The 22527-nt window shown below is 72.5% G+C and carries 18 protein-coding genes; 11 read left to right on the top strand and 7 right to left on the bottom strand.

All coding sequences use genetic code 11. The features are described from left to right. Positions 1-75: 75 nt before the first annotated feature. Positions 76-1074 (top strand): type I glyceraldehyde-3-phosphate dehydrogenase, encoded by a 999-nt coding sequence (gene gap / locus IM697_RS24375; RefSeq protein WP_194038238.1) that lies wholly within the window; start codon positions 76-78, stop codon positions 1072-1074. Between the two features lie 294 nt (positions 1075-1368). Then, positions 1369-2535 (top strand): PP2C family protein-serine/threonine phosphatase, encoded by a 1167-nt coding sequence (locus IM697_RS24370; RefSeq protein WP_194038237.1) that lies wholly within the window; start codon positions 1369-1371, stop codon positions 2533-2535. A 251-nt stretch (positions 2536-2786) separates the two neighbouring features. On the opposite strand, the gene IM697_RS24365 is transcribed toward IM697_RS24370, so the two are convergent. From IM697_RS24365 to IM697_RS24350, 4 genes are all read right to left on the bottom strand, one after another. After that, the gene (locus tag IM697_RS24365; protein ID WP_228044149.1) at positions 2787-4418 is read right to left on the bottom strand and encodes a pentapeptide repeat-containing protein; all 1632 of its coding nucleotides are present in this window, start codon (positions 4416-4418) and stop codon (positions 2787-2789) included. 135 nt (positions 4419-4553) lie between these two features. Continuing rightward, positions 4554-4772 carry a GrpB family protein gene (locus IM697_RS24360; RefSeq protein ID WP_228044148.1) on the bottom strand — a complete coding sequence of 73 codons (219 nt, stop codon included), beginning with the start codon at positions 4770-4772 and terminating at the stop codon, positions 4554-4556. Positions 4773-4833: 61 nt separating this feature from the next. Next, the gene (locus IM697_RS24355) at positions 4834-5583 is read right to left on the bottom strand and encodes a transposase family protein (RefSeq protein ID WP_194038166.1); all 750 of its coding nucleotides are present in this window, start codon (positions 5581-5583) and stop codon (positions 4834-4836) included. Positions 5584-6084: 501 nt separating this feature from the next. After that, positions 6085-6507 carry a VOC family protein gene (locus IM697_RS24350; protein ID WP_194038235.1) on the bottom strand — a complete coding sequence of 141 codons (423 nt, stop codon included), beginning with the start codon at positions 6505-6507 and terminating at the stop codon, positions 6085-6087. A 96-nt stretch (positions 6508-6603) separates the two neighbouring features. On the opposite strand from IM697_RS24350, the gene IM697_RS24345 reads away from it, so the two are divergent. The 9 genes from IM697_RS24345 to IM697_RS24305 all read left to right on the top strand — a co-directional run bounded on the left by IM697_RS24345 (position 6604) and on the right by IM697_RS24305 (position 19487). After that, on the top strand, positions 6604-7617 hold the full coding sequence (locus IM697_RS24345) for a helix-turn-helix transcriptional regulator (protein WP_194038234.1): 1014 nt from the start codon (positions 6604-6606) through the stop codon (positions 7615-7617). A gap of 156 nt (positions 7618-7773) precedes the next feature. Beyond that, positions 7774-9342: an ABC transporter substrate-binding protein gene (locus IM697_RS24340; protein ID WP_194038233.1), complete on the top strand. Its 1569-nt coding sequence runs from the start codon at positions 7774-7776 to the stop codon at positions 9340-9342. A 5-nt stretch (positions 9343-9347) separates the two neighbouring features. Further along, on the top strand, positions 9348-10325 hold the full coding sequence (locus tag IM697_RS24335) for an ABC transporter permease (protein ID WP_194038232.1): 978 nt from the start codon (positions 9348-9350) through the stop codon (positions 10323-10325). Then, positions 10322-12799, top strand: coding sequence for an ABC transporter ATP-binding protein/permease (locus tag IM697_RS45740; RefSeq protein ID WP_194038231.1), 2478 nt, complete (start codon positions 10322-10324; stop codon positions 12797-12799). The genes IM697_RS24335 and IM697_RS45740 overlap by 4 nt, the downstream gene beginning before the upstream one ends. 15 nt (positions 12800-12814) lie before the next feature. Beyond that, positions 12815-13480: a TetR/AcrR family transcriptional regulator gene (locus tag IM697_RS24325; RefSeq protein ID WP_194038230.1), complete on the top strand. Its 666-nt coding sequence runs from the start codon at positions 12815-12817 to the stop codon at positions 13478-13480. A gap of 112 nt (positions 13481-13592) precedes the next feature. Continuing rightward, the gene (locus tag IM697_RS24320; protein ID WP_194038229.1) at positions 13593-15194 is read left to right on the top strand and encodes an MFS transporter; all 1602 of its coding nucleotides are present in this window, start codon (positions 13593-13595) and stop codon (positions 15192-15194) included. After that, on the top strand, positions 15178-15912 hold the full coding sequence (locus IM697_RS24315) for a class I SAM-dependent methyltransferase (RefSeq protein ID WP_194038228.1): 735 nt from the start codon (positions 15178-15180) through the stop codon (positions 15910-15912). The genes IM697_RS24320 and IM697_RS24315 overlap by 17 nt, the downstream gene beginning before the upstream one ends. 42 nt (positions 15913-15954) lie before the next feature. Then, a complete protein-coding gene (locus IM697_RS24310; RefSeq protein WP_194038227.1) occupies positions 15955-17754 on the top strand; it encodes an ABC transporter ATP-binding protein in 1800 nt (599 codons plus the stop codon). Next, positions 17751-19487: an ABC transporter ATP-binding protein gene (locus IM697_RS24305; protein ID WP_194038226.1), complete on the top strand. Its 1737-nt coding sequence runs from the start codon at positions 17751-17753 to the stop codon at positions 19485-19487. Before IM697_RS24310 ends, IM697_RS24305 begins: the two co-directional genes overlap by 4 nt. Before the next feature lie 90 nt (positions 19488-19577). On the opposite strand, the gene IM697_RS24300 is transcribed toward IM697_RS24305, so the two are convergent. From IM697_RS24300 to IM697_RS24290, 3 genes are read right to left on the bottom strand one after another with little or no spacing between them, the layout of a single operon-like run. Then, positions 19578-20600, bottom strand: a complete 1023-nt coding sequence (locus tag IM697_RS24300) for a methyltransferase (RefSeq protein WP_194038225.1) — start codon at positions 20598-20600, stop codon at positions 19578-19580. A gap of 24 nt (positions 20601-20624) precedes the next feature. Then, a complete protein-coding gene (locus IM697_RS24295; protein ID WP_194038224.1) occupies positions 20625-21413 on the bottom strand; it encodes a thioesterase II family protein in 789 nt (262 codons plus the stop codon). A 3-nt stretch (positions 21414-21416) separates the two neighbouring features. Beyond that, positions 21417-22523 (bottom strand): cytochrome P450, encoded by a 1107-nt coding sequence (locus tag IM697_RS24290; protein ID WP_194038223.1) that lies wholly within the window; start codon positions 22521-22523, stop codon positions 21417-21419. Between the last annotated feature and the right edge of the window lie 4 nt (positions 22524-22527).

Genomic DNA, 22527 nt, shown 5'->3' with positions numbered 1-22527 from the left:
AACCGTGGCGCTCACGCCGCGGTCACCGGCGATGGCCGTACGCGACGCTGGTGGCGAACCGAAGGGAGAGCTTTCATGACCCGCATCGCCATCAACGGATTCGGCCGCATCGGACGCAATGTGCTGCGCGCGTTGCTCGAACGCACCAGCGACCTCGAGGTCGTCGCCGTGAACGACCTCACGGAGCCCGCCACCCTCGCGCGGCTGCTCGCCTACGACTCGACGGCCGGTCGGCTCGGCCGCCCGGTGTCCGTCGACGGGAACGCCCTCATCGTCGACGGACACCGCATCACGGTGCTCGCCGAGCGCGAACCGGCGCAGCTGCCGTGGGCCGAACTCGGCGTGGACATCGTGCTCGAGGCAACCGGCCGCTTCACCTCGGCCAAGGCCGCTCGGGCACACCTCGACGCGGGCGCGAAGCGGGTGCTCGTCAGCGCGCCGTCGGACGGCGCCGACGTCACGCTCGCGTTCGGGGTCAACACCGCCGCGTACGACCCGGACGTGCACACGATCGTCTCGAACGCCTCCTGCACGACCAACGCGCTCGCGCCACTGGCAGCGGTGCTCGACGAGCTCGCCGGCATCGAGCACGGCTTCATGACGACGGTGCACGCCTACACGCAGGAGCAGAACCTTCAGGACGGCCCGCACCGCGACGCCCGCCGCGCCCGTGCGGCGGCCGTCAACATCGTGCCGACCACGACCGGCGCCGCCAAGGCGATCGGCCTCGTGCTGCCGAACCTCGACGGAAGGCTGTCGGGCGACTCGATCCGGGTGCCGGTTCCGGTGGGCTCGATCGTCGAACTCAACACGACCGTCGCGCGCGACGTGACGCGCGACGACGTGCTGGCGGCGTACCGCGCCGCGGCGCAGGGGCCGCTCGCCGGTATCCTCGAGTACTCGGAGGACCCGCTCGTGTCGTCCGACATCGTGGGCAATCCGGCCTCGTCGATCTTCGACTCGGCCCTCACCCGCGTCGACGGACGTCACGTCAAGGTGGTCGCCTGGTACGACAACGAGTGGGGCTTCTCGAACCGTGTGATCGACACGCTCGAACTCCTCGCCACCGGTTGATCGGATGCCGCGGTGACGCCGTGGTCCCCCTGAGTACAGGTCAGTGCAGTGCAGGCGCGCGGCCATGGTGGCGGTCGTTCCACGGTGACCTCCACGAATCGCCAATGTCATGGAATTACGATGAAGATCCTGACAATGCGGTCGAGGCCTGCCAGGAGTTCTTGTGCACAGGACGCGTCGGTGGATCCGCGACCGGAGTGAGCGGTGAGGTGGCCGGGCGGTCGTGGAGCCGAGGGCCGCCGTGCGGCGCAGGCGAGCGGCACGGGCCCGCAGGTGCCTGCTCCGCCGGCATGGATGCGCTGGCTGCCGGCCTTCTACGTCGCGGGCATCCTGGTGCTCGAGCCGATCACTCCGGTGCAGTGGCCGGTGAGCTTCCTGCTCATCGCTCTCCCCGTGGTCGCCGCCTACGCCCATGGACCTGTCGGTGTCGCGGCCATCGCGGTTTTCGCCGTCGTGTTCGAAGGCGTCCTGGCCGGCACTCCGTGTTGTGCGGGACGCATGGTGGGTTACCTGTGGGACCGCCACTATGTGGGCGCCTACGTGTGCACCGCCCTGGTCGGCGTCCTCGGCACGATCATGGCCGCCCACCGAACGCGCCGCGAGCGCACGCTGGCGAGCGTGCGCTCCGTGGCCGAGACCGCGCAGCGCGTGCTGCTGCGCCCGGTGCCCCGCCACCTCGGCGGGATCTCGATGGAGGCCCTCTACCTGTCCGCCGCCGCCGAGGCACGCATCGGCGGTGACCTGTACGAGGCGGTGCCCACCGCGCACGGAGTGCGTCTGCTCATCGGCGATGTCCGGGGCAAGGGTCTGCTCGCGGTGGAAACGGCCGCCACGATGCTCGGCGCGTTCCGTGAGGCCGCCTACGACGAGCCAGATCTGACCGGTGTGGCGCATCGTGTCGAACGGAGCATGAGCCGCAGGGCCGCACAGGTACCGGGCAGCGAGGCGGCGGAGCGCTTCGTCACCGCCGTGTTCGCCGAGGTTCCCGACGACGAACCCGTCGTCCGTATCGTCAACTGCGGTCACCCGCCACCCTTGCGGCTGGGCCCCGAAGGGGTCACCGAACTGGACTCGGCCGACCCGGCTCTACCCCTCAACCTCGGCATTCTGCTCGGCGACGGCTATCGCGTGGACGTCGAGCCCTTTCACCCCGGCGACCGGCTGCTGCTGTACACCGACGGCGTGACCGAGACACGCGACCCCACCGGATCCTTCTACCCGCTCACCGAGCGCATCCAGGCCTGGGCCACCCTCCCTCCCCGCGAACTCCTCGACCACCTGCACCAGGACCTGCTCGCCTACAGCGGTGGGAGTCTCGACGACGACATCGCCGCCCTCGCGGCATACCGCCTTCCCGAAGAGCTCCGGGGCCCCGCCGGCCGTGAGCCCGAAAACCACTCGTCGGCGCACGAACCGCGACGCGATGCTGGTCGGCAACGGCCCGTACCCCGTCGGCCGTAGCGACGGAGGGCTGCACCGGATCGGAGTGGTCTCCGCGATGGGTGGCCAGTGGGAGGCCGACTACCGCGTTTGCATCCGCGGCCTGGCCCGCCCGGACCGCGGTGGACGAACTGCACGATGAGATACGCGAAGTCGCCGCCACCCGCGGGCACCTGCGGTCTGCGCGCACACTGCGACAGAGGCTGCCGATGCTGTCGCCGTCGAGCAACTCGTCGAACCGACCTGACTCACGAGAGTCGACCTGCGGTCGGTCACCGCTTGACTCGGCCGCGGATGGCCAGGACGGCGAGGGTGAGCAGGACCGGCTCGGCCAGGCGGGAGGCCATCTCCGTGTAGGTGCCGGCGGTAGTCAGGCTCTGGTCGGAGGAGCGGAAGACGACGGAGTTGATGACGACCCGCAGGGACTTCTCGAACCGCTCGGTCGACACGCGCTTCCAGTACGGTCCACTGGGATTGATCGGAGCGGGTGCGTCTGTGGTCAGAGTGATGCTGCGACCGGTGACCGTGCCCGAGCTCCTCGGCTGCGCATCGTCCTGCGGCAGGCCCCACAGCATCATCGCCAGCACGGTGGCCGTCATGGACGTCAGCAGCCAGGCGAGGGCGCGGGAGGCCCGCAGCCCGTAGCCGGAGAGCGCCCAGTACGCGGTGAGCAGGCTCCGTTCAGCCCTGGGGATGTCGTCGGCGTGGCGCCGCATCTCCATTTCGCCGTAGTAGAAGTCGGCGGCTCCCGGTTCGTGCTTGCCGTCTTCGAAGCTCTTGCGCAGCTGCCGGTACACGGGCGCCAGTGCGGCCGGCTCCAGCACTTCGTCCCCGTCCAGGGGAGGGGCCCAGCCGTCTGCGCCCGCGGAGCGGGAGGCACGCCAGTGATGCTCTTCGGCCAGCGTCCGGCGCGGAGTCCAGCGCACTGGCCATATCCCGCGTCGACGCAGACCGGAGGGGGCGACAGCCAGGGTGTAACGCCCCTCCAGCCGTAGCTGGTCGAGGTGGATGGTCCCGGCGAAACGGCAGTCGGTGAGGTCGAGGTCGGTGAGCACCAGGTGCGCTGCGTCCACACCTCGCAGCGATACGACACGAACGCGGGGGCCGGTCAAGTCAGGTTCGGCCATTTCCGCGTCGTCCACGGTGAAGGGCCTGGAGCGCGCAGCGACACTCACTGGGTACTCAAGGACCGCGTCACTCAAATCCACCGCCGCGTGCCGCAGCCGCAGCGCGGCAGTAGAGGCCCACCGCGTCCGTCGGCAGTGCACGGCAGCCGCTGCCGCCTCGATGGTCACGGCGGTTGCGAACACCGCCTCGGACAGATCGAGCGTCCCTGTGCACGCCAACGGCCCCATCCGGGCAGCGTGTTCGAACACCGCCTGCAGGAACACCGCGTTGCCGTGGAACTCCGCTCCACGGAACCAGACGGTGCCGTGGAACTCCACGCCACCGAACCAGGCACCACCGTTGAACTTCGACCTGAGGAACGAAACGTCGCCGTTGAACTTCACCCCGCCGAAATCGGCTTGGCCACTGATCTCCGCTCCCATGAACCAGGCATCACCGTCGAACCCCGCCCCTTCGAACACGGCATCACCGCTGAACCTCGCCTGTTCGAAGTTGGCCCGGCCAAAGCGGGGACGACCTGAAGCGGAGTCAGTGAGCGCGGTGAGTAGTTCGCTCAGCAGCTCGTCGGTGAAGGCGGTGCCACGGTGGTCGACGTCGGCGCCGGGCTGCAGACCGGCGAGGTATGCGGAGCGGTCGGGGCTGGGGAGATGCGCCAGGCATGCGGTGTGCGGTCCGACCCTGCGGCCGGCACAGCCCACGCCGTCCGCAGCGGTGTTGTGCCCGCAGTGCGGCCAAGGAGGCGTGCCGGAGGGTCTCGCATCGGAGTTGGATGTCACACCCGAGGGACGTGGCGCGACAGGAGCCTGGTTGCGGTGGTGCCCAGACGCAGACGACATACGACGAAGATCCCGCCGACACGGGCCACTGCTCGCGGACCTCTCCCCGTACGAGGAGGCACGCCCAACGCCCGGCTAGCGGGACTCGCCCCGAAGCCCTGCCCACAGCCCGGCCTCGGCCATCAGTTCGCGCATGGCTGCCTCCTCGGCTGCGCCGTACCGGGCCCGGCTGTCGGGATGCAGGGCAGCCGCCCGCCGCTTGGCCGCCTCGTATCGTCGTGCGGCCTCAGTGTGGGCCGTGAGGTAGTCGCGGAAGACCCGGTTCTCCCGCGGCCGCGGTGACGCCGCGCCCAAGACGTGCAGGTGATGGGTTCTCTTGCTTGCCGTGTCCTTTGGGAAGAACCAGTGAGCTTCTTCAGCGTTGCCGCTCCAGGGTGAGGATGGCTTTGGCGATTGACGTCATGCGGTTCGGACTGCATCGGGATCTGCGGAAGATGCGCCAGGCTTTGAGGCGTGCGACGCCGCGTTCGACCGGTGCACGTGCCGCGGCCAGGGCCCGGTTGATGGTCTTCTCGGTGAGAGTGAGTTCCCGCAGTGGCCTGCGCTTGATGCCCGTGGTCACCCAGGGGCCGCCGCCCTGGTAGGCGAGGTCGGCGAGGACAGGGACGCCTTGGCGCTCGCAGATGCGGATGATGCGGTGGGTGCGGGCAGCGGTCAGGTCGTGGGCTCGGCCGGGCAGTGCGGGTGAGAGCCATAGCAGCCGACCGCCCGGATCGGTGACCACCTGCACGTTCACTCCGTGCCGGCGGTGCTTGTGGGAGTAGTCAGCTCGTCCGTCGCCGACGCGGTCGCACTCGGCGAGCGTGCCGTCCAGCAGGACGAAGTCCGCATCGGTCTCGCGCAGGACTTTCAGCAGACCCGGTGCGCGTTCGGCGAGCAGGTGGATGACCGAGCTGGTGTAGGCGTGGGCGGTGGACTCGCTGATCCCGAACCCGGCAGCGATCTTTGCCAGGGTGGTGTGTTCGCGCAGGTACACCAGTGCCACCATCGCGCGCTGGGACGGACGGAGCTTGCATCGCCGGTCGCCCTCACGGGTGACGACGAGCATGGTCACCCACTCCACGAGTGCATGGGGCAGGTCGAGTGCGGCAGGATAGATGACCAACGAGGCCCCCGAGCAGCGTGGTTGAGACGTCAGACATCTCGATCAACAGCTCGGGGGCCTCGCTCGTTGCGCTTCGTCGGCGGTCGCCTGATCGGAGGCCAACTCGAAGAAGCTCAGTGATCGCGGTCATCGGCGAAGACCTAGGGGCGGAGGCGGTACCGGCCTTGCTCCAGAGCCGAGACATGGGCGATGGGCAGCGCGTCCACCAAGAGCCGTCGCTCGATCTCGAACAGCGCGGCCAGGTTGGGCTATACGCGACCACCTCGACGACGCGTTCGGAATCGTCCACGGCCAACCACTGCACTGACTCTCGCATCCCGTATCTGAGCCTCGCGTCCGCATCCCGCACACTCCCTCCCGGCAGTGGGCAGCCGAGCCCCGTCCTCGATCCCGGTGCGTCCCAGGTATCGCATCCGCGAGATGAACCGCTTCCTTCGCTCGGCCGCCCGGTGCGCCGCGCCCCTGCGGCGGCACCGGGCGCCCCGTGTCGAGCGAGTCGGCTCAGCCGCCGTAGGGAGCGGTGACGTCCAGGACCCAGGTCACGCCGAAGCGGTCGGTGAGCATGCCGTACAGCGGCGCCCACTGCGCGGCCTCCAGGGGCCGTACCACCGTCGAGCCCTCGGCGAGCTTCTGCCAGAGGGCGTTGATCTCGTCGGCGTCGGTGCCCCGCACGGAGACGAAGAACGGGTTCTCGCCCTGGTTCCAAGGGAGTTGGGACGGCACGTCGTAGGCCATGATGTGGAAGCCGTTGTCTGCGACCACCTCGCCCCACATCATCCAGTCCGCCTCGTTCTCGTTCTGTACGTTGCCGGCGTCCTTGTACGTGACGGCTACGGTGCGCCCGCCGAAGACGGACTGGTAGAAGCCGAGCGCCGCAGACGCGTCGCCCCGGAAGTTCAGGTGAGTGGTGGTCGTGACGGACATGGCCTGCTCCTTGCCTTCGGTCTTTGGCGGCTGTGGAACCACCTTGACAGGGGTAGCGGACAGGATGTGTCCGGTACTTCGGGCACAGTGGTGCACATGCAGAAAACGTCCTCGCGGCTGCTCGCGCTGCTCTCACTGCTCCAGACCCGCCGTGACTGGTCCGGCGAGGACCTCGCCCAGCGTCTCGCCGTCACCCCACGTACGGTGCGCCGCGACATGGACCGGCTACGGGGACTCGGCTACCCGATCCTGACCTTCAAGGGACCCGCCGGCGGCTATCGCCTGGACGCCGGCTCCCATCTGCCCCCGCTGCTGTTTGACGACGACCAGGCCGTCGCTCTGGCCGTCGCCCTGCAGACCGCGGCCACCGACACCACGATCGGTGAGGACGCCGCCCGCGCCCTGGCCACCATTCGCCAGGTCATGCCGCCCCGCCTGCGCCACCGCATCGACACGCTCCGCGTCACAGCCGTCCAGTCACCCGAGAACGCCGACGCGACACCGGTCGGCTCTCAAGTCCTCGTGGACCTGGGCAACGCCATCCGAGCCCATGTCGAGCTTCGCTTCGACTACGGGCGGAACGAGCCCGTCGGCGATGAGCAACCCCGCCGGACCCAGCCTCACCACCTGGTCACGTGGCGCGGCCACTGGTATCTCGTGGCCTGGGACCTCGACCGCGCGGACTGGCGGACCTTCCGCGTGGACCGCATAACCCCTCGCACACCCACCGGCCCCCGCTTCACCCCGCGTGAACTCCCCGGAGGCGACGTGTCCGCCTTCATCATCAGCCGATTCCGCGGCTCCGACGGCACCACCGCCGACTGGCCCTGCCAGGGCGAGGTCATCCTGAACCTCCCCGCCACCGCCGTGGCCCCCTTCGCCCAAGACGCAGTCGTTGAAGAACTCGGCCCAGACCGCTGCCGGCTCACCCTCGGCTCCTGGTCATGGACCGGCCTGGCCGCCACCATCGGCCGCTTCGACACCGACATCACAGTGATCGGCCCGCCTGAACTGAGCACCGCATTCGCGCGCCTCGCCGCTCGCTACGCCCACGCCGCCGCCCGCACCACCCACCCCTCCGACGACCCGGGCATCGACACCTCACGCTGACGCGTAACGGGGCCAGTTGTGACCGCGCTTCCGCAGCAGCCGTATCCCGCCCGTTATTGAAAATGGTTTTCGTCATGGGTAAGGTCATCTACGTCGTATACCCCGGGCGTTCACACACCTGGGGCCGGTATGTGTGCCAGGGGAGAGGGAACCGGAGTGATAACTCGGCGTGCCGCGCTGCGCGGCGTCGCGGGAGGGGCGGTGGCGGTCGCCGCCGGCGGGGCACTGGCGGCCTGCGGAGGCGGGAGCGACGGGCAGCCCGCCGCCGCGAAGGCGTCCGCGACTCCCCGCAAGGGCGGGAAGCTGCGGGCGGCGTTCATCGGCGGCAGCACGGAGTCCACCGACCCGACGCTGGCCGCGGGCGTCGGCATCGACTACGTGCGGGCCCGCGTCGTCTGGGACGCCCTCGGCGAGCTGGACGGCGGAAAGCCGGTCTGGCGGCTGGCGGAGACCGTCGAGCCCAACTCCGACGCCACCCGGTGGACCGTACGGATCAGAAAGGGCGTCACTTTCAGTGACGGGCGCCAACTCACCGCGCAGGACGTGCTGTTCAGTCTGCGCACGCTCGTCGAGAAGCGGAGCCCGCAGGCCGGGTTCATGACGCACCTCGACCTGAAGAAGGCACGCGCGCGTGACGCTCGGACCGTCGAGCTGCCGCTCACCATGGCCGACGGGTTCTTCGATCTCGCCCTCGCGCACTCCATGTTCGTCTTCCCCGACGGCACCAAGGACCTCGCGAAGGCGGTGGGCAGCGGGCCGTACGTGGTGAAGAAGTGGCAGGCCGGGCGCAGCAGCCTGCTCGTTCCCCGCGAGGACTACTGGGACGCGGACAACGGCGGCCCCTACCTGGACGAGCTGGAGCTGATCCCCGTCACCGACGCGGCGGCCCGGCTCAGCGGCCTGAAGTCCGGCCAGTTCGAGTACGCCGGCGGTCTCGCCCTGACCGCCCTGCGCACCGAGCGCGGCAACAGCGCCCTGCGTCTCGAAACCCCGTCCAAGGACCTGTGGGTCGACCTCAACCTCCCCATGAACCTCGGGCTGAAGCCGTTCACCGACGCGCGTGTCGTACGGGCTGTGAAGCTCGCGCTCGACCGTGAATCCCTGGTCCGCACGGTCACCCTCGGACAGGGCGAGGTCGGCAACGACCTCGTGGGAGCGCACCAGCCGTACTACGACACGGGCATCGCGCAGACCGCCTACGACCCCGAGCAGGCCCGCAAGCTGCTCAAGGAGGCCGGTCAGGAGGGGCTCGCCGTGCGGATCCGCACCTCCGACTACGACTACGGCACCGAGGAGAGCGCCACCGCGATGGTGCCGATGCTCGAGAAGGCCGGCATCAAGGCGACGCTCGACAAGGTGCCCGCCGCCGACTACTACAGCGACTTCAAGACCATCCTCAGCACCCCCGTCCAGACCGCCGCCTACCACCCCAACCCGCTGCCGCTCGCGATCCGGACGTACTACGGCTCGACGGCCTCGTTCCCGCTCACCGGCACCAAGGACGCGGCCGCGCTCGATCCGCTGATCGCCGCCATGAACCGGGCGACGCGGGACGAACAGCGGCGCGCACGGGTCGCGGACGTGCTGACGCACCTGCACGAGCACGGCGGGGACGCCCTGTTCGCACGCGTGCCGACCGTGTCGGGTTCGGCCGCGAAGGCGCACGGGGTCAAGTCGCGTGGCTACGCGGACTTCCCCAGCCTGCGGGACGCGTTCGTCGAGTGACCGGGATGAGCCGAATCGGCGGGAAGCGGCCCCGGTTCTCGCGCTGGTGGCCGGCCCGGATCGGCGGCGCGCTGCTCGTGCTGTTCGCCGTGTCGGTGCTGGTGTTCGCCGCCACCGAGGCCGCCCCCGGCGACGCGGCCACCGCCCGGCTCGGACCGCAGGCCTCCGAGGACGCCGTCGCGGCACTGCGGGACCGGCTGGGACTGGACCGGCCCGCGCCGCTGCGGTACCTCGACTGGCTCGGGCACGTCGTCCGCGGTGACTTCGGCGCGAGTTACGCCAGCGGCCGGCCGGTGGGCGAGCTGATCGGCGACCGGTTCGGCAACTCCCTCGTGCTGGGGCTCGCCGCCACGGCCGTGCTCGTCCCGCTCGCCGTCGGGCTCGGACTGTGGGCGGGGCTGCGGGCCGGGCGGCGCGGCGACCGGATCGTGTCCGGCGGCGCGCTGGGCCTGGCCGCGGTACCGGAGTTCGTCACCGGCGCCCTGCTGATGGCGGTGTTCGCGGCCGGCCTTGGCTGGCTGCCCGCCGTGTCCCTGCTCGGCGCCGGGCAGGGGCCGCTGGACGATCCGGCCGTGCTCGTCCTGCCGACGCTCACCCTCGTCTCGGTGAGCCTGGCGCAGAACCTGCGGCTGGTCAGGGCCGGAGTGGCCGAGGCCGCCCGGTCCCCGGCGGTGGACGCGGCCCGCCTGAACGGGGTTCCCGAACACCGGGTCGCCCTGCGCTACGTGCTGCCCGCCGGGCTCGGCCCCGCCGTCCCGATGCTCGCCCGTTCCGTCGCCTACCTGCTGGGCGGGGCGCTGGTCGCGGAGTCCCTGTTCGGCTACCCCGGGCTCGCCGCACTCCTGGTGGACGCCACGGCGGCCCGGGACGTCCCCGTGGTGCAGGCCGTCGCCCTGCTCGGCGCCGCCGTCGCGGTCGCCGCGAACCTCGCCGCCGACCTGGCCGTACCGCTCCTCGACCCCGTGCAGAGGCACCCGCGATGACCCTCACCCCCGTGCGCCCGCAGGCCGTCGCACCCACGACGGCCGACGCACCGCCGCGACGGCGGTGGCGCGGACGCGCCGCGCTCGCCGTCCTGCTGCTGGTCGTCGCCGTGGCCCTGCTCGGGCCGCTGTTCGCGCCGCACGCCGTCACGGACCCCGTGGACATCCCGTACGCGCCCGGCAGCGCCCAAGCCCTCCTGGGCACCGACCGGTTGGGCTCCGACGTGCTCAGCCGCGTGCTGTCCGGCGGCCGCTCCCTGCTGCTCAACGGCCTCGCGGTCACGGCGGCGGTCTGCGCGCTCGCCGCGGTGGCCGGCATGACCGCCGCCTGGCGCAAGGGCTGGACCGACACCCTGATCCTGCGCCTCGCCGACGTCCTGCTGGGCATGCCCGCCTTCCTGCTGCTGAGCGTCGTGGTCGTGGCCACCGGACGCGGCCCGGCGGGCGTCGCGCTCGCCACGGGACTCGTGCTGCTGCCCGAGAGCATCCGCGTGGTCCGCGCCGCGACCCTGCGGATCCTGGCCCAGGACTACGTGGAGGTCGCCGTCGCGCGAGGCGAGCGCACGGCGAGCGTGCTGTGGCGCGAGGTGCTGCCCAACCTCGCCCCGGTCCTCGCCGCCGACGCCGGGGTCCGCTTCCTCGGCGCGATCACCGTCGTAGCGACCGCCGCCTTCCTCGGATACGGCACCCAACCCCCGGCCGCCGACTGGGGGCTGATGGTGCTGGAGAACCGTGACGGGCTCACCCTCCAGCCCCTCGCGGTCCTGGTACCGGCGGCTCTGCTCCTCGTACTCCTGCTCGCCACGAATCTGTTGCTCGACGCGGCGTTCCCCGACGTCGAAGCGCGCGGGTCGGGGCGTCGGCGCACCAACGCTCCGACGGTCGACGCGCCCGGTGAGCTGCTGCTCTCCGTGCGGGGGCTCCGGGTGGAGACCGAGGGCGGGCCTCCCGTGCTGGACGGCGTCGACCTCGACCTCGCTCCGGGGGAACTCCTCGCCGTCGTAGGGGAGTCGGGCAGCGGCAAGAGCACGCTCGTCCTCGCCGCCCTCGGACACGTGGCGGTGGGGCTGCGGCACACCGACGGCCAGGCATGGCTCGACGGGCACCCCGCCCTGGCCCTCGACCAGCGGCGGCTACGGCGGCTGCGCGCATCCGTGTGCGGCTACGTCGCCCAGGACCCGCGCACCGCACTGGCACCGCACCTGCGAGCCGACGCGCAGATCACCGAGGTGCTGCGGGCCCGCCAAGTATCCAAGGAGCAGTGGCCGCAACGCGTCGAACGGGCCCTGCGGCTCGCGGGACTGGAGCGGCCGTCCGAGGTCGCGCACCGCCGGCCGCACCAGATGTCCGGAGGCCAGCGGCAGCGGGTGGCGCTGGCCGTGGCCCTGGCCGCCGAACCCCGGCTGCTGGTCCTGGACGAGCCGACCAACGCCCTGGACACCGTCACCGCGGCCGCCTTCCTCGCCGACCTGACCCGGCTGCGCGGCGAGACGGGCACGGCGGTCCTGCTCGTGTCCCACGACCTGGCCGCGGTGGCCGCCGTGGCCGACCGGGTGACGGTGATGGATGGCGGGCGGATCGTCGAACAGGGGCCTGCCGAGGCGGTATTGAGCGATCCGGTCAGCGAGCGCGGGCGGGCCCTGGTCGCGGCCGCCGCCCGGCCCGGGATTCACGCGGAGCCGGAGGGCCCGCAAGGGGCTTCCTTGCTCCGGGTTTCGGATCTCGCTCTCGTACGCAGAGCAATACCGGTCCTCTCCGATGTGTCCCTCGACCTCGGCACCGGCGACTGCCTGTCCGTCGTCGGCCCGTCCGGCTGCGGCAAGACGACCCTGCTGCGCTGCCTCGCCGGTCTCGACCGCCCGACGAGCGGCGACATCCGTCTCCACGACCAGGCCCTCGCACCTGACGTGCGCGACCGCGACCCCCGGCAGCGACGTCGGGTGCAGCTCGTGCCCCAGGACCCGTACGCCTCGCTCAACCCCCGCCACACCGTCGCCACGATCGTAGGCCGTCCTCTCGCGTTCCGGCAGGACCTGTCCAAGGAACAGCGACAGGCGGCGGTCGAGGGGCTGTTGACGCAGGTCGGCCTCGGCGCGGGCCTCGCCGCCCGGCTTCCCGGCGCGCTCTCGGGCGGCCAGCGGCAGCGCGTCGCCCTCGCGCGGGCGCTGGCCGCCGGCCCCGAGGTGCTGCTCTGCGACGAGGTGACCAGCGCGCTGGACCCGTCCGTGGCCGCCGGAGTCGTCGAGCTGATCGCCCGGCTGCGCACGGAGTTGGGGATCGCCGTCGTCGTGGTCACGCACGACCTGTCGGTGGCCGCACGGCTCGGCGGCCGGGTGGCCGTGCTGCACGACGGGCGGATCCGTGAGACGGGACCGGCCGCCCGGGTGCTGAGCCGGCCCGAACACGACGTGACCCGCGCACTGGTGGCCGCCATGCCCGGTGCACGGGCCCGCGGAGAGGACGTGACACGGTGACTCTAGGGTGGCGGTATGCCGAGCACGACGACCGACAGCGACGGGACACAGCCCGGGACCGGGAAGCGACGCGCCCCGCTGAACCGGACGACCGTCGTGGCCGTCGGCCGCCGGCTGGCCCGCGACGAAGGGCTGGCCGCGGTCACCCTGCGCCGGGTGGCGGGCGAACTCGGCGTGACGGCCATGGCGTTGTACCGGCACGTGGGCGACAAGCGCGAACTGCTGGTCGCGATGCTGGACGACGTGGCCGAGGAACTGGTGATACCGGACGGCGCGGGCTCGCCCCCGGACCGGCTGGTCCTGGCCTTCCGCGCACTGCACGACCATCTGACGGCGGAGCCGTGGGTGGCGGAAGTCCTCAGGGGCGGCGAGCTGTTCGGGCCGCGCGCCGCGCGGTTCGTCGAGCATGTGCTCACCCTCCTGGCGGAGGCCGGGCTGGACGACGAGCAGGCGGCCGACGCCTACTGGGCCCTGTGGTGGTACACCTTCGGCCACCTGTCGTACCTGCCCGCGCAGCGGCCCGAGGGTCGCCCCGCCCGGCAGGAGCTGATGACCCGAGTCCGTATGGACGACCATCCCCGACTGGCCCGGATGCTGTCCCGGCCGCCCCGCGCGGGCGCGGCCGAGGACCTGTTCGTGCCCGGTCTCCGGGCCCTCCTGCGGGGCCTGCTGGCGGACTGACCCCGCCGTCCCTCCTCCCGGGACGCGATGTCCCGCGCACCGCTCCGTGCGGTGCGCGGCTGCCGTCCGCCCATCTGTATACGCCGTATATCCATGTCTGCGAGGGGTTCCCATGACCCAGGACATACGCCAGGAGCCGTCGGCCGAGACCGCTCCGGCAGCCGGCAGCGGCTGGCTGCTCGCCACGACGTCACTGGCCGCCGTGCTGATGACCCTGGACATCACCGTCGTCAACGTCGCCCTGCCGCAGGTCGCCGCCGACCTCGATGCCGGACTGACCGGACTGCAATGGGTGGTGAACGCCTACACGCTCGTCTTCGCCGCCCTCCTGCTGCCCGCCGGCTCGCTCTCCGACCGCATCGGCCGCCGCCGCATGTTCCTGACCGGCGTCGCCGTCTTCACCGCCGCGTCGGCGGGCTGCGGCGCGGCCCCCGGCGTCGGCACGCTCATCGCCTGCCGCGCCCTGCAAGGCCTGGGCGGCGCGCTGGTGATGTCGACCGCGCTGGCCCTGATCGCCGGGGCCTACGAGGGCCGGCGCCGCCAGTCGGCCATCGGCATGTTCTCCGCCGCGGGCGGCGCCGCCGCGGCCCTCGGCCCGCTGGTCGGCGGTGCCGTCGTCGAGGGCCTCGACTGGCGGTGGATCTTCTACGTCAACCTGCCGGTCGGCATCCTCATCGTGCTCGGCACCGTACTGCGGGTGCCGCACGACGACCCGGCGGGTCGACTGCCGCGTCCCGAGGGCCGGTTCGACCTCGTCGGGCTGCTGCTCGCCGCCGGAGCCCTGCTCGGCCTCAACTACGGCCTGGTGACCGGCCCGGAGGACGGCTGGACGTCCGCCTCCGCACTGCTGCCGCTCGTCGGCGGGGCCCTGCTCGTCGCCGGGTTCGTGGCGTGGGAGGTCCGGCAGCGGGATGCGGCCCTGTTCGACGTACGGCTGCTGCGGGTGCCGTCGTTCAGCGGGGCGATCGTGCTCAGCTTCGTCTGCCGGGTGGTCAGCTTCGGCGTGCTGCCGTATCTGATCCTGTGGCTGTCGGGGATGCTCGGGCACAGCCCGCTGGGCACCGGGCTGCGGCTGCTGGCGATGACGGCCTTCATCATGCTGGTCGCCCCGTTCAGCGGACTGCTGCTCAAGGTGCTGCCCACCCGCGCAGTGATGGCCCTGGGCACGGGCATCACCGCGCTCGGGCTCCTCACCATGGCGCGCGTAGGCCCCGACGACTCCTGGCTGGTGATGCTGCCCGGCCTGGTGCTGCTCGGCATCGGCGGGGCGATCGCCTTCCCGCCGCTGATGGGCATCGCCGTCGGTGTCGTACCCCCGGAGCGGGCCGGAATGGCCTCCGGGATGACCAACACCTTCTTCCCGCTCGGCACGGCGGCCGGCGTCGCCGCCTTCGGCGCGGTGTTCAGCACCCGGATCGACCATGACCTGGACGACGCGCGTCTCGCCGCGCTGCACGTCCCGGAGGGGATGCGGCAGCAGGTCCGGGACGCCGTGGCCGCCGGGCAGTTCGGGCGGCTCGAACGCGCCCTGCCGACGGGCGCCCGCGAACCCGTCCTGGAAGCGGCCCGCTCCGCGCTCACCGGCGGCCTCGCGACGATCCTCGTGACGGCGTCCGTGGTCAGCCTGCTCGCCGCCCTCGCCTCGTGGACGCTCATCCGCGACAAGGACCAGTTGACCGTTGCCGAGGAGCCGGCCGATGCCCCTGCCCTCTGACACCGACCGTGACCGTGACCTGTACGGCGGTGCCGCCGAGTTCTACGACCTGCTCGCCGGGCCCGCCTGGACACGGCTCGGTCCCCTCCTGCGCCGCGCCCTCGTCGGCGTCGACCCGGCCGACGGGCCGCTGCTCGACCTGGGCGCCGGCACCGGCCTGTCCACCGAGGCCGCCGCCGACGCCGTCCCCGGCGCGCGGTTGATCGCGGTCGAGCCCTCCGCCGGGATGCGCATCGCGCTGGCCACGCGGCTCGCCTGCCGCCCCGGGCTCGCCGAGCGCGTCACCGTCACGGCGGGCACGCTGACGGACGTACCGCTGCCGGACCGCCTGTGCGCGGCCGTCGTACTCGGAGTCGTCGGCCATCTCGCCCCCGGCGAACGAGCCGCCCTGTGGCGGTCGTTGGCCGAGCGGCTGGCGCCCGGCGCCCCCGCCGTCGTCGACGTCCTCGACCGCACCGCGCCCCCGACCCGCGCCCCGCTGCGGCTGACGACCCGCCGCGTGGGCGACCTCGAATACGAGTCGTGGAGCGAGGGCGCCGACGACGGCTGGACGCTCACCTACCGCGTACGCGACGGCGAAACGGTCGTACGCGAACACGCCGTACCCCTGCCCTGGTCCGGCATCGGCATCGAGGCGCTCGCTGGGGAAGCCGCGGCGGCCGGACTCGTCTGTACGCCGCTCGCCCCCGACCTCGCAGTCCTCCGTTCCACCCCCTGAGCGGTACTCCCCTCCACCCCTGACCCGAGAGGAACACCCACCATGACCGGCGCGGCCCTCGCCGACACCCGAGAGGGCACCCCCGACACCCTCCCCGCACCCGAGACCCCGGCGAAGCCGCCGGGCCTCGGCGAGCTCATCGCCCCCATACGCGGGCGCCTGACCGCCGCGATCCTGGCCCAGTCGGCCGCCGCGGTCTGCTCGATGATCCCGTTCATCGCCGTCGCCGAACTGGCCCGGGCCCTGCTGGCGCCCGGCGGGCCGGACGAAGGCCGAGCCTGGACCGCGGCCTGGACGGCCGTCGGCGCCCTCGTCGCCCGGCTCGTGCTGTACGCCGCCGCCGGCGTCCTCACCCACCACGCCGACGCCGACCTCCAACTCGACCTGCGCCGACGACTCGCCCGCCACCTGGGCCGGGTGCCGCTCGGCTGGTTCACCGACAACAGCTCGGGCGAGGTGAAGAAGGCGGCCGCCGACGACATCTCCACGCTGCACCACCTGGTGGCGCACACCGCGCTGGAGGTCACCGCCGCGCTCGTCGCCCCGCTGACCGCCCTCGTCTACCTCCTGACCGTGGACTGGCGGCTCGCCCTCATCGCGCTGCTGCCCCTCCTGCTCGGCGCCTTCTTCCTCAAGCAGGCCATGTCGGGCGGCGAGGAGGTGACGGCACGCTTCTTCGGCTCCATGGGCGCCGTGAACGCCGCCGTCGTCGAACTCGTCCACGGAATCGCCGTGATCAAGGCGTACGGCCGCACCTCCCGCGCCCACCGCGCCTACGACGACGCGGCCGACGACTTCTCCGTCTTCTTCCGGGACTGGATCATGAGTACGACGCGGGCCAGCACCTCGGCCGCGCTCGCCCTGTCCGGCCCGACCGCGCTGCTCGTCGCCACCGCCGCCGGCACGCTCTTCGTCACCCAGGGCTGGGCCGGCGCCGTCGACCTGGTGCCGTTCGTGCTGCTGGGACCGGCCATCACCGGCTCCGTGATGGGGCTCGCCCAGTCCGGGCACGCGGTCCAGGGCGGCCTGCAGAGCGCCCGTCAGATCCACGCGCTGCTGGCCGTCCCACCGCTGCCCGAGGCACCCGCGCCGCAGGCGCCGGGCGAGGACGGCAAGGTCGAACTGGAGGGCTTGAGCTTCAGCTACAACGGCGCCACCGAGGTACTGAGCGACATCGACCTGACCCTGCGGCCCGGCACCGTCACCGCCCTGGTCGGCGCCTCCGGCTCGGGCAAGTCCACACTCGCCCGGCTCGTGCCCCGCTTCTGGGACACCACCGCCGGCACGGTACGCATCGGCGGCACGGACGTCCGGGACATCGCCCCGGGCGATCTGTACCGGCAGGTGTCCTTCGTCTTCCAGGACCCCCATCTGCTGCGCACCACCGTCCGCGACAACATCAGGCTCGGCCAGCCCGACGCCGACGACACGGCCGTCGAGACGGCCGCGCGTGACGCACACATCCACGACCGGATCACCGCACTGCCGCGCGGCTACGACTCGGTCATCGGCGAGGACGCGGTCCTCTCCGGCGGCGAGTCCCAACGCCTCTCCGTGGCAAGGGCGTTGCTCGCCGACGCGCCCGTCCTCGTCCTCGACGAGGCGACCTCCTTCGCCGACCCCGAGTCCGAGGCCGCCGTACAGCAGGCCCTGTCCGCACTCGCCGCCGGCCGCACCCTGCTGGTGATCGCCCACCGCCTGGCGACGGTACGGGACGCCGACCGGATCGTCGTCCTGGACGGCGGACGGATCGTGGAGCAGGGCACCCACACCGAACTGCTCGACCTGGACGGCCGCTACGCACACATGTGGGCCCTCCAGCAGAAGGGAGTCGCGCGATGACCGCGCTGCTGACACGCGTACTGGGCCGAGAGCAGACGGAGGGGCTGCGCCGCGTCATGCTGTGGGCCGTCCTCGCGGCAGCCCTCCAAGGGGTGGCGTACGCCTTCCTGGTCCCGCTGCTGACCCGGCTCCTCGGCGACGATCCCGCCGAGGCCTGGCCGTGGGTCGGCGCCCTCGCCGCGGCCACCGCCGTCTACGGTGCCGCCGCGTTCGCCGCGACCGTGCGGGGCAACCGCTTCAGCGCGGAGCTCGGACGCCATCTGCACCGCCGGATCGGCGATCACGTCGTCGCGCTGCCGCTGGGTTGGTTCGGCGGGGAACGCACCGGGGCGCTGGGCCAGTTGGCTGGGCAGGGGGTCGTGCAGGTGATGAACGCCGCCGCCAACCTGCTGCGGCCGCTGTGCAACGCCTTCGTCACCCCTGCCGTCGTCGTGCTCGCCACGTTCGCCTTCGACTGGCGGCTCGCGCTGGCCATGCTGGCGGCGGCGCCGGTCGCCGCCGGTGCCTACCGCTGGTCCGGGCGGCTCATCGGCCGGGTCGACCGGCAGTCCCATGCCGCGTCCGTCGAAACCGCGGACCGGCTGGTGGAGTTCGCCCGCCACCAGCCCGCGCTGCGCGCGTTCGGGCGGACGGCGCAGGACCACGAACTCCTCGACGCCGCCCTGCGCGAGCAGCACGCCGAGGCCCGCGCCGCCGTCCGTATCGGCGTGCCCGGCATCGCGGGCTTCGCGCTCGCCGTGCAGCTCTGCTTCACCTGCGTCCTGGTCCTCGGCACCGCCCTCGCCATCGGCGGCTCGGTCGGTGCGGGTGAGCTGATCGCGGTGCTGGTACTCGCCGTGCGCTTCGTCGAACCCATGGGCGCGGCGGCGGAGCTGGGCGGCTCGCTGCGGGTCGCTCGCGGCACCCTGGAGCGCCTGGACGGGGTGCTCGCCTCCGCTCCGCTGCCGCAGCCCGCGACCGAGGGCCCGCTGCCGGAGACGTACGGCATCGAACTCGACGACGTCTCCTTCGGCTACGACGACGAGCGGACCGTCCTCGACGGGCTCGACCTGCGGGTCCCGGCCGGACACACCGTGGCGCTGGTGGGGCCCTCCGGCTCGGGCAAGACGACGGTGACCCGGCTGATCGCCCGCTTCTGGGACGTGCGCGCGGGCACCGTCCGCGTCGGCGGCACCGACGTACGCGACCTGACGACGGACCAGCTGATGTCCCGGCTGGCCATGGTCTTCCAGGACGTGTACCTCTTCGCGGGATCCATCGAGGACAACATCCGCGCCGGACGCGAGGACGCCACGGACGAGGAGGTGCGGGCGGCCGGGCGGCTCGCCCGGGTCGACGAGATCGTCGAGCGGCTGCCGGACGGCTGGGCCGCCCGGGTCGGCGAGGGCGGCGCGGCCCTGTCCGGCGGCGAGCGTCAGCGGATCTCCATCGCCCGCGCCCTGCTCAAGCGGGCCCCGGTCGTCCTGCTCGACGAGGCGACCTCGGCCCTCGACGCCTGGAACGAGGCCGCGGTCCAGCAGGCCCTGGCCGCGCTCACCGCCGACCGCACGGTCCTGGTCGTCGCCCATCGCCTCGACACCATCCGCGGCGCCGACCTGATCGCCTTCCTGGACGGTGGGCGGATCGTGGAGCAGGGGACGCACGAGGAACTGCTGGGGCTCGGGGGACGGTACGCACAGTTCTGGCGGGAGCGGGAAGGGGCGCGTGGGTGGACGCTGGCGGCGCGGTCCTGAACACCTGACGCCCTGACACTTGGGCGGCACGGTTCACACCGTGCCGCCCATCGCCGTCTATCGCCGCCCATCGCCGTCTGTCGCCGTGTGTCACCTGGAGCAGGTCACGAGATGGATCCCGGTCCCGGTGACGCGGCGCCCGGTCACCCGCAGTCCCGCCCGGGACACCAGCTCGTCCAGCTGCCCCGGCGTACGCTCGCGCCCGCCGAACAGCACCAGCAGCCGTAGATCCATGGCGGCGGCCACGTCGGCGCGACGCCCCTCGGTGACCAGGTTCTCCACGATCAGGACCGAGCCCGCGCCGTCGGCCGTCGCCTCGGCACAGCGGCGCAGGATGCGCACCGCGTCGTCGTCGTTCCAGTCGTGCAGGACCCAGGTGAGGAGATACAGGTCCGCACCCGTCGGCAGCGGGTCGAAGAAGCTCCCTGGGTGCACCGAGGCGCGCTCCGCGTGCCCGGCGGCCGCCAGCGCCCGGCCGGCTTCCTCCGCCGCCTCAGGCAGGTCGAGCAGTGTGCCGCGCAGCCCCGGCCGTGCGGTCAGCAGTCGGCTGAGCAGCGACCCGGAGCCGCCGCCGACGTCGACCACGTGCCCGCGTTCGGGCCACGGGTGGGCGGCCACGACCTCCGGCGCCGCGAACCTCGTATGCGCGGCCATCAAGTCGGCGTAGGAACGAGCGAGTTCGGGGTCGTCCAGGGTGTCCTGCCACAAGGACCGGCCGTGCACGAGGGGATACGCGGGCTCCCCGGTCCGCACGGTGTCGAGGAGCCGCCCGAACGCCTGGTCCATCCGCCCGCCCATGCCGTCCAGGTCGAACCAGGCCCGCAGCCCGAACGCCCCGCTGTCCTTGAGGAGTTCCGCCGCCGGCGTCAGGGCGTATGTGTCCTGTCGTGGCTCGGCGAAGACACCGCGGCCGACGAGCACGCGCAGCATGCGGCGCAGCGCGTCCGCGTCGGCATCCGCCGCTCGGGCCAGGTCGGGCAGGGCCGTGTGGCCCGCGGCGATGTGGTCGGCCAGGCGCAGGGTCGCCGCGACCCGGATCGCCCACGGCGTGACGAGGTCGGCGAGCGCGGTCAGGTCGACGCGCGCGGGGGCCGCTTCCGGAAGGGTGGTCATGTCGCTCCAGTCAGGCCGGTCAGGTCAGGGAAACATGGGGTGGAGGGTGGGCGCGCCGCACGTGTCGAGGACGGCGGCGACGACCCGCTCCGCCTGCGGCACCAGGTAGAAGTGCCCGCCGGGCAGCACCAGGCTGCTGAAGACGCTCTCAGTGGCGGTGCTCCAGGCCGCGACGTCCGTCACGGGCGCCTCCTCGTCTCGGTCTCCGGTGAGCGCGGTGAGCGGGCAGCGCAGCCGGGCCGCCGGATCCGCGCGGTAGGTCTCGATGAGGCGGTAGTCGGCGCGTACCGAAGGCAGCAGCACGGCCCGTACCTCCGGGTCGTCGAGCAGTTCGGCGTGGGTGCCGTCGAGGCGGCGCAACTCGGCGGCGAGGCCGTCGTCGTCGCGCAGATGAACCGTGCCGGGGCGCTGGCGGCGCGGTCCGGGGCGGCCGGAGACGAAGACATGCCGTGGCGGAGCGCCGGATGCCTCCAGCCGCAGGGCCGTCTCCCACGCGACCGAGGCACCCATGCTGTGCCCGAACAGGACGCGCTCCCGGTGCGGGCAATCGGCGTGCAGCGCCTCGGCTACGGCAACAGCCAGCTCGTCCATGGACTGGGCGGCCGGCTCCGTGAGCCGGTCCTGCCGGCCCGGATACTGCACGGCGACGAGCTCGACGTGCGGCGGCAGCAGCCGGGCCCACGCGGTGTAGAACGCGGCACTGCCACCCGCGTGCGGAAAGCACACCAGGGAGATCGATGCCGCCGCCCGGGGAACTGGCCGGCGCAGCCACAGTGAGGGCGCGGAACTGGCGTTACTGGTCACAGAGGTCACTCGTCACTCCACATGGACGGGAAGCGCCGCGGGACCGCGGCTCATGAAGTCACCGGCACGCCGGAACCGGAAGTCGGACGCGAGCCGCAGCCCCGGGTACCGCTCGATCAACACCTCGGCGGCGACACGTAGCTGGAGCCGGGTCAGGGAGGCACCGAGGCAGGCGTGCGGGCCCTTGCCGAAGGCCAGATGGGCCCGCAGCCCCGGTCGGCCGGGCCGGAACGCGTCGGCGTCCTCGCCCCAGCGCGCCGGGTCACGATTGGCGGACGCGACCACGGCGATCACCCGCTCCCCGGCCCGCACCGGCGTGTCCGCCAGCACGGCGTCCCGGGTGGCGGTGCGCATCTGCCACAGTGCGGGCGGATCGAGCCGCAGCGACTCCTCGATCGCGTCCGGCAGTCCCTCGGCCCGCCAGTGGTCCTCCCGCAGCAGCCGCAGCACCAGATTCCCCAGCGCATGACGGAGGTTGGGCACCCCGGCCACGATCAGGAAGTGCAGGAAGGCCACGGCCTCCGCACGGTCCAGCCGCCCCAGTACGCCGCCCAGCGCGGGCCCCTCGGCGGCCCGCAGCGCCCACCGCTCGAACGCGGGCCACTCGGGTCGAGCCCGATGCCCCAGCAGATCCGTGAACCCGGCCGCCCAGCGGTCGTACTCCGCCGCGTCACCGTCGCCCACCCCGCAGAACGCGGCCAGCACGGCACGCGGCAGCGGGGCGGCGAACGCGGCCACAAGATCCCCACCACCCTTGAGCCCGTCCGCCAGCGTCTCGGCCCGCTCCCGCACGACGGGCTCCAGCCCCGCCACCACGGTCCGCGCGAAGGCGGGGGAGAGCAGACGCCGAAGCCGCGTGTGCGCGGGCGGGTCGAGCTGGGAGAGCGCCAACTCCCGGTCCGCTTCCGGGGTGTCCGGTACGGAGGTGTTGTTGCGGCGGCTCGACCACGCCTCCGGGGCCGCGAGCACCGCCCGTACGTCGGCGTCCCGCACGACCACGTGCCAGCCGGGCAGCGGCGTGGAGACCGGCCGGTCGCGGCGCAGCGCGGCCAGCCTCGGGTAGGGGTCGTCGGTGTGGCTCAGGTCGAGCGGGTTGAAGGCGGTGATCGTGCCGGTCACAGGC

The organism is Streptomyces ferrugineus (genome assembly GCF_015160855.1).
In the GTDB taxonomy this organism is placed as follows: Bacteria; Actinomycetota; Actinomycetes; order Streptomycetales; family Streptomycetaceae; genus Streptomyces; species Streptomyces ferrugineus.
Note: the sequence above shows the minus strand (reverse complement) of the source record. Positions and strands in the feature narration are given on the sequence as shown.

Excerpts from the sequence above, each read along its gene's own strand:
- gap (WP_194038238.1), top strand. The coding sequence starts at position 76 with ATGACCCGCATCGCCATCAACGGATTCGGCCGCATCGGACGCAATGTG.
- IM697_RS24370 (WP_194038237.1), top strand. The coding sequence starts at position 1,369 with ATGCGCTGGCTGCCGGCCTTCTACGTCGCGGGCATCCTGGTGCTCGAG.
- IM697_RS24350 (WP_194038235.1), bottom strand. The coding sequence starts at position 6,507 with ATGTCCGTCACGACCACCACTCACCTGAACTTCCGGGGCGACGCGTCT.
- IM697_RS24345 (WP_194038234.1), top strand. The coding sequence starts at position 6,604 with ATGCAGAAAACGTCCTCGCGGCTGCTCGCGCTGCTCTCACTGCTCCAG.
- IM697_RS24335 (WP_194038232.1), top strand. The coding sequence starts at position 9,348 with ATGAGCCGAATCGGCGGGAAGCGGCCCCGGTTCTCGCGCTGGTGGCCG.
- IM697_RS45740 (WP_194038231.1), top strand. The coding sequence starts at position 10,322 with ATGACCCTCACCCCCGTGCGCCCGCAGGCCGTCGCACCCACGACGGCC.
- IM697_RS24325 (WP_194038230.1), top strand. The coding sequence starts at position 12,815 with ATGCCGAGCACGACGACCGACAGCGACGGGACACAGCCCGGGACCGGG.
- IM697_RS24320 (WP_194038229.1), top strand. The coding sequence starts at position 13,593 with ATGACCCAGGACATACGCCAGGAGCCGTCGGCCGAGACCGCTCCGGCA.
- IM697_RS24315 (WP_194038228.1), top strand. The coding sequence starts at position 15,178 with ATGCCCCTGCCCTCTGACACCGACCGTGACCGTGACCTGTACGGCGGT.
- IM697_RS24310 (WP_194038227.1), top strand. The coding sequence starts at position 15,955 with ATGACCGGCGCGGCCCTCGCCGACACCCGAGAGGGCACCCCCGACACC.
- IM697_RS24305 (WP_194038226.1), top strand. The coding sequence starts at position 17,751 with ATGACCGCGCTGCTGACACGCGTACTGGGCCGAGAGCAGACGGAGGGG.
- IM697_RS24300 (WP_194038225.1), bottom strand. The coding sequence starts at position 20,600 with ATGACCACCCTTCCGGAAGCGGCCCCCGCGCGCGTCGACCTGACCGCG.